This is a genomic window from Micrococcus sp. Mcc89, from assembly GCF_024519795.1.
GTDB classification, from domain to species: domain Bacteria; phylum Actinomycetota; class Actinomycetes; order Actinomycetales; family Micrococcaceae; genus Micrococcus; species Micrococcus luteus.
The window spans coordinates 58,187-64,860 of the sequence record NZ_JALJRI010000042.1 but is presented as its reverse complement, the minus strand read 5'-3'; the positions used below and the strand labels follow the sequence as shown (position 1 = coordinate 64,860).

The 6,674-nt window shown below is 72.1% G+C and carries 8 protein-coding genes; all 8 read right to left on the bottom strand.

Going from position 1 to position 6,674, the window contains the following annotated elements; all coding sequences use genetic code 11:
* The coding region (locus NR072_RS05595; protein WP_256836449.1) for a hypothetical protein at positions 1-432 on the bottom strand (432 nt) is incomplete at its 3' end.
* 7 nt (positions 433-439) lie between these two features.
* Entirely contained in the window at positions 440-1,054 is a 615-nt protein-coding gene (locus tag NR072_RS05590; protein WP_181743507.1) for a hypothetical protein, read from the bottom strand.
* A 78-nt stretch (positions 1,055-1,132) separates the two neighbouring features.
* A complete protein-coding gene (locus NR072_RS05585) occupies positions 1,133-1,789 on the bottom strand; it encodes a hypothetical protein (RefSeq protein ID WP_256836448.1) in 657 nt (218 codons plus the stop codon).
* A 58-nt stretch (positions 1,790-1,847) separates the two neighbouring features.
* Complete coding sequence (locus NR072_RS05580; RefSeq protein WP_256836447.1) at positions 1,848-3,131, bottom strand: ABC transporter permease; 1,284 nt, start codon at positions 3,129-3,131, stop codon at positions 1,848-1,850.
* Positions 3,128-3,889: an ABC transporter ATP-binding protein gene (locus NR072_RS05575; protein WP_073115991.1), complete on the bottom strand. Its 762-nt coding sequence runs from the start codon at positions 3,887-3,889 to the stop codon at positions 3,128-3,130. The genes NR072_RS05580 and NR072_RS05575 overlap by 4 nt, the downstream gene beginning before the upstream one ends.
* 181 nt (positions 3,890-4,070) lie before the next feature.
* Positions 4,071-5,153 (bottom strand): tryptophan--tRNA ligase, encoded by a 1,083-nt coding sequence (trpS, locus tag NR072_RS05570; protein WP_256836450.1) that lies wholly within the window; start codon positions 5,151-5,153, stop codon positions 4,071-4,073.
* A gap of 26 nt (positions 5,154-5,179) precedes the next feature.
* Positions 5,180-6,106, bottom strand: a complete 927-nt coding sequence (locus tag NR072_RS05565) for an exodeoxyribonuclease III (protein ID WP_256836446.1) — start codon at positions 6,104-6,106, stop codon at positions 5,180-5,182.
* Entirely contained in the window at positions 6,106-6,669 is a 564-nt protein-coding gene (locus tag NR072_RS05560) for a hypothetical protein (protein ID WP_248074090.1), read from the bottom strand. Before NR072_RS05560 ends, NR072_RS05565 begins: the two co-directional genes overlap by 1 nt.
* Positions 6,670-6,674 lie beyond the last annotated feature (5 nt).

Genomic DNA, 6,674 nt, shown 5'->3' with positions numbered 1-6,674 from the left:
ACCAGCGGGAAGAAACACTGGCCGCCTATGGGCAGAACTCAATGGCCCTTGACAGAAGGCCGCCGTGAGCATCCCCAGCACCACGAGCACGCTCCCCACGGGGCGCACGGCCCGGATGCGGCGGGTGATGCCGGCCAGGAGCACCAGGGTCAGGACGACCACCGCCGCGGCGGCCACCGGCCACGCCCCCGCCGGGGTGAGGAACGCGGCGACGTCGGCGTCGGTGACCTCGCTCGCGCCCCAGGAGCGCGCCTCCAGCACGGCGCGGGCGTAGCCGGGCGTCGACTGCAGCGCGAGCACGCCCCCCACGCCGGCCGCGCTCAGTGCGCCCGTGACGGCCGTGACGGTCTGGAACAGGCGCAGGGGACGCAGCGACGCGAGATCGGGGGCGGGGTCCGTGGTCTCGTGGGGATCGTCGTCGAGGGGGTGCATGCCCCCATCATGCCCGGCGGCGCAGGAAGGTCGTTGCGAGGCCCGGGTTGAAGGCGCACACGAGCCAGGCCGCGTTCACGAGCGCGAACAGCCCGCCCAGGACCAGGGGCAGCACCACGTCCCCGGCGGGGAAGACGAACAGGCGGATGGCCCCCAGCAGCGTCACGAAGATGGCGATCGAGGCGAACAGGGCACCCATGATGCGCGCCGTGTTGCTGTGCCGGGTCAGGCCGACGAGGACGATCGCGTAGACCGCCAGACCCAGCAGGGTCGCGAACCAGACACTGCCGGTGAGGGCGCCCTCGATGGCCTCGGCGGTCATCGCGGGCGACTGCGCGCCGCCCTCGGGCAGCGAGTCCGCGATGTCCTGGGCCGCGCCCGGGAGGAGGTTCCGCAGGATCGACGCGGCGTAGAGGACCGCGGACGCGACCGTGAGCCCGAGCAGCGCCCGGAACACGCCGGGGGTGCGGGCATCGGGGCGGATGAGCGGGCGGGCGTCCGGGCCGGAGTGCCCGGCGATGCGCCGCCGCGCTTCGTCCGGACCCACCACGGGCCGCCCGCCGCCGTCCAGGTCGTCGGAGTCGGGGGACACGGGATGCGGGGGTCGATGATCGGAGGCCATGTCGCCATGGTCTCCGCTGGCCGACGCCGGGGCGAGGGCTGGCGACCCAGGACTCGCCGCCGGCGAACGGCGTCGGGGTCAGGCGCGGCGGCCCTGACGGGTGTAGGCCGCGACCTGCGGGTTGAAGGCCTTGACCAGCCACAGGATGTTCACGATCACCAGCGCCAGGCTGAGCACGGAGGCCAGCACGCCGCCGATGCCGGGGTAGGTCACGAAGGAGAAGATGCCGCCGACGGCGCTGAGGGTGCCCAGGATCGCGACGACGATGCCGAGGATGCGGGCCCAGTTCTTGGCCCCGCGGAGGTTGAAGTACACCAGGGCGTACAGGGCCACGCCGATGAGCAGGACGATGATCGTGCCCACCGTCACGGAGGCGCCCACGACAGGCGCGATCTCCTCCACCTGCTCGGGGGTGAGGCCGCTCTGGCGAAGGGAGTCCCGCATGCGTTCGATGCTCTCCTCGCCGCCGAACAGGGCCGGCAGGGAGGACAGCACGTACAGCGCGAGCGACGTGAGCGTCAGCGTCAGGAGCGCGGGGAACGCGGCCGGCTCCGGGACGATGCCGTACGGGCTGCCCGGCTGGGCGCCGTAGCCCGGGGCCGCGTAGGGCTGCGTGCCGTAGCGGGAGCCCGCGGCGGGCTGGCCGTATGCGGGGTTCTGGCCCGGGTACGGGCCGGGGCCGCCCGCGGCGGGCTGCTCCGGGTTCGGGTCCGGGTTCGGTCGATCGGTGGTCATGGTGAGCTCCTCGGTGTCGTGGGTGACGGTGATGGTGATGACGGGCGCGGCGGCAGGATCACTCGTGTCGCAGTGCCTCGATGGGATCCTTCCGGGCCGCACGCAGGGCGGGCAAGGTGCCGGCGATGAACGCGATGGCCACGATCAGCAGCAGGATCAGCAGCAGGGCGAGGGGGTTGACCGCGAACAGGACCAGGCCGGTGACGCCGCTGAGGGGGCCGGTGGTCAGCACCTGGTTCGCGATGAGTCCGACGGCGACGCCCAGGCCGATGCCGATCAGCGAGCCGAGCAGGCCGATCACGACGGCCTCCATGGTGAACAGGCCGAAGATCTTCCCGCCGGTCATGCCGAGGGCCTTCATGAGGCCGATCTCCCGGGTGCGCTCCTGCACCGCCATGAGCAGGGTGTTGATGATGCCGAAGCTGGCGGCGAGCAGTGCGATGAGTGCGAAGCCGGTGAGCACCCACGTGACGGCGTCGATGATGCCGCGGATCACGCCGAGCTGCTCCTCGAGGGTCTGCGCCAGCAGGCCCTGGTCGGCCAGCGCCTGCTTCACGGCGTCCTCGTTCGCCTCCGGGTCCTCCACGATCGCCGTGGCCTGGAAGTAGGTGTTCCGCTGCGACTCCGGCAGGCCCTCCGTCGTGATGTCGTAGATCGCCTGCTCCAGCGACTCCGACGGCGTCGGGGCGGTGCCCGCACCGGACGCGGCCGCCTTCGTCACACCGACCACGGTGGCCTTCACGGACTTCTGCTCCTGCAGCGGGGTCGCCGCCACGACGGTCAGCTCCGTGCCGACCAGGTCCTCGGCGTCGCCGGCGCCCAGGTCCTCCACCCACGACTCGGGCATGACGATCTCCGCGGCGCCGGCCTCGGGGGCACGGCCGGCGGAGAAGGTGAGCATGTCGATCTCACCGGAGCTGCCCATGAAGCCGGTCTGCCACTTGCGGTCGTCCGGGCCCTGGATGTACTCCGGCTCGGCCACCCGATAGGTCTTCACCTCGGTGACGTGCTCGGTGTCCTCGATCGCGGCGAGGTCCTCCTGGGTGAGCAGTGGCATGCCGAACATCTCGCCGCCGGCGGCGTCCTGCTCCGTGTACTCCTGGGGCGAGCCGCTCGCCGCGCCGGCCGAGGACATGTCCTGCTGCTTCATCACGGTCAGCTCGCCGGGCTTGCCGAAGCCCTCGACCACGTTGTCCACGTACTTGTTGATGCCCGCGCCGAGCCCCGTGGTGAGGGTCAGCGTGAATGCGCCGATCACGATCGCGACGACGGTGAGGAAGGTGCGCAGCTTGGAGCGCATCGTGTTGGCGAGCGCCGTGCCCGCGACGTCGGTGACCTTCATGCCCGCGCTCCGTCCCGCTCGGTGCCGACGCGCTCGTCGGCGATGACCACGCCGTCCTGCAGCTCGACGCGACGGTCACACTTCGCGGCCAGGTCGTCGTCGTGCGTGACCACCACGAGGGTGATGCCCTCGTCGCGGTGCAGGCCGAAGAGGATGTCCTCCACGGCCGCCGAGGTCACGGAGTCCAGGTTGCCCGTGGGCTCGTCCGCGAACAGCACCGTCGGGTTGTTCACGAGCGCGCGCGCGATGCACACGCGCTGCTTCTGGCCGCCGGAGAGGTCCGTGGCCTTGTTCTTCGCCTTGTCCGCGAGCTCGAGCCGCTCGAGCACCGCCATGCCGCGGCGGGCGCGCTCGGCCCGGCCCACGCCAGCGATCTTCAGCGGCAGCACGGTGTTCTCCAGGACCGTCTGGTTCGGGTTCAGGAAGAACTGCTGGAACACGAAGCCGAACCGCTCGTTGCGCAGCTGGGAGATCTCCGCGGCCTTGAGCTGGGAGACGGGACGGCCGTCCATCGCGACGACGCCGGCGGAGGGCTGGTCCAGCAGCGCCAGCAGGTGCATCAGGGTGGACTTGCCGGAGCCGGACTTGCCGACGACGGCCAGGGACTCGCCGCGCTGGATCTGCAGGGTGATGCCCTTCAGTGCGTCGAAGCGGGACGCCCCGCGGCCGTAGACCTTGACGAGGTTCTCCGTCTCCAGGACGGGTTCGGCGCCGGGCGGGACCTCGGCGACGGCGGGGATGGGGACCGCGGTGGACATGGCTCCGGCACTCCTCTGTCGGTGGGGCTCGCCCCCGCTGCGGCAGGAGCGGGGGCGGTGCCTCCATCCTGTCAGCCGCGCACGCGCCGTCGCATCCACCTCGAGTCGGAGAAACACGACGGCCCGCGTCCCCCGCAGGTCGGGGACGCGGGCCGTCGTCGGGGGGCCGGTGCGGTCCGGCTCAGCGCAGCGGCGGCAGGAAGCCGACCTTGGCGTAGACGTCCTCGAGCACGGGCGTGGCCACGGCGCGGGCCTTCTCGGCGCCGGCGGCGAGGATGCGGTCCAGCTCGGCGGGGTCGTCCAGCAGCGCGAGGGCGCGCTCGCGCACGGGGGCCAGGCGCTCGACGACGGCGTCCGCCACCGCGACCTTGAGGTGCCCATACATCTTGCCGACGAACTCCTCCTCGAGCTGCGGGATCGGTGTGCCGGACACCGCGGAGAGGATGGTCAGCAGGTTGGAGACGCCGGGCTTGAGCTCACGGTCGAAGCGCACCTCAGTGCCGTCGTCGGTGACCGCGGACTTGATCTTCTTGGCGGTCTTCTTCGGCTCCTCGAGGATGTTGATGAGCCCGTTCGGGGACGCCGCGGACTTGGACATCTTCGACGTGGGGTCCTGCAGGTCGTAGATGCGCGCGCCGGTCTCCGGGTAGAAGCCGGTCGGGACCACGAACGTCTCGCCGTAGCGGTGGTTGAAGCGCTGGGCGAGGTCGCGGGTGAGCTCCACGTGCTGGCGCTGGTCGTCGCCCACGGGCACGCCATGCGGCTGGTAGAGCAGGATGTCCGCGGCCATGAGCATGGGGTACGCGAGCAGGCCGACCCCGGCCGCGTCCGCGCCCTGCTTGGCGGACTTGTCCTTGAACTGGGTCATGCGCATGGCCTCGCCCATGCCGGTCATGCAGGTCAGCACCCACGCCAACTGCGTGTGCTCGGGCACCTGGGACTGGACGAACAGCGTGGAGCGCTCGGGGTCGATGCCGCCGGCGATGAACTGCGCGGCGGCCACCCGCGTGCGCTCCGCGAGCGCGGCCGGGTCCTGCGGCACGGTGATGGCGTGCAGGTCGGGGATGAAGAAGAACGCCTCGAAGTCGGCCTGGGTGCGCTCCCAGTTCACGAGGGCGCCGAGGTAGTTGCCCAGGTGGAGGGAGTCCGCCGAGGGCTGCATGCCGGAGAGCACGCGGTGCCGGGCGGACGCGCCGGCCAGGTGGGCGGTGGCGGCGGCGTCCTGGGCCAGGACGTCCTGCACGGAGTTCTTCTTCATGGTCATCTCAGCCTCGGGTCTCTCCTGCACGGTCAGAACTGGTAGTCGACCACGAGCGGGGCGTGGTCGGAGAAGCGGGTGCCCCAGCTGGGGGCGCGGTCCACGACGGCGGTCGTCGCCCGCTCGGCCAGGCCCGCGGTCGCCATGTGGTAGTCGATGCGCCACCCGGCGTCGTTGTCGAAGGCCTTGCCGCGCATGGACCACCACGTGTACGGGCCCGGCACCGGCCCGGCGAGGGCGCGGTGCACGTCCGTGAAGCCGAGCTCGCCCAAGAACCGGTCGAAGTAGGCGCGCTCCTCGGGCAGGAAGCCGGCCTTCTTCACGTTGCCCTTCCAGTTCTTGATGTCCAGCTCGGTGTGGCCCACGTTGAGGTCGCCCGTGACGAGGGCGTGCCCCTCCCCCGCAGCCAGCTCGGAGAGGCGGCGGACCATCTCGTCGAGGAACCGGTACTTGTCCACCTGCTTCGGGGTGTCGACCTCGCCCGAGTGCACGTACGCGGAGACCACGGTCAGCGGCGAGCCGTCCGGCAGGCGCAGGTCGGCCTCGATCCAGCGGCCGGCGTCGTCGAAGTATCCGTCGGCGTCGGCGATGCCGGTGCGGACCTCGCCGAGCGGGAACCGCGAGGCGATCGCGACGCCGGCCCGCCCCTTGGCGGCGGCCACGGCGTCCGCCAGGTGCACCTCGTCCCAGTCCTCGCCCACGATCTCGCGGACCAGCTGCGCCGTGACGTCCGCGGGGGCGCGCACCTCCTGGAGGGTGAGCACGTCCACGCCGCGGCCGGCGAACCACTCCCGCATCCCCTTGCGGTGCGAGGCGCGGATGCCGTTGACGTTCACGGTGGCCACGCGCACGGCGCCGTCGGCCTTGGGCGCCCCGGCGTGGGCGTGCACCACGGGCTCGCCCTCGGCGGGCTCGGGGTACGTCCCGGTGACGGGGTCCTTCTCGGGCAGCGCCGTCATCAGCCGATCACCGTCCCGCCCACCGGGCCCTCGGCGCCGCCGGCCCGGGACTCCTTGATCATGTCGCGGGCGTTGGAGGCCGTGATGTCGATGGTCTCCAGGGCGCGGTCCACCATCTCGCGGTCCATGCCCGCGCCCGCGGCGAGCTGCTCGCGCACCACGCGCACCTGCACCTGGGCGATCTTGAACGAGTGGTCCAGCTTGGTGTCCCGCAGGGGGTCCGCGGCCGGCGCCTGCGGGGCCACCGCGGGGGCGGCGGCGTCGGTGTCCCGGCCGCGCAGGGCGGCGACGTCGGCGCGGGCGTTCTGGATGGCGGTGTCCACCTTGCGGCCTGCGGCCTGGACGCCGCGGCGCATCTGCAGGTACACGACCACCGCGAACACGAGCCAGCCGGCGGCGACGGCGACCACGAGCCACCCGATCACGTCGTTCTGGTTCGCGGCGAAGATGATCGCCACGATCAGGATGACGATCATCGCGACGAAGCCGAGCGATCCCACGCGCAGGCCGGCGCGGGGGCCGCGGCGCGCGCCGTCGGGACCGGGGGTCAGGGACTGGGACATGGGTG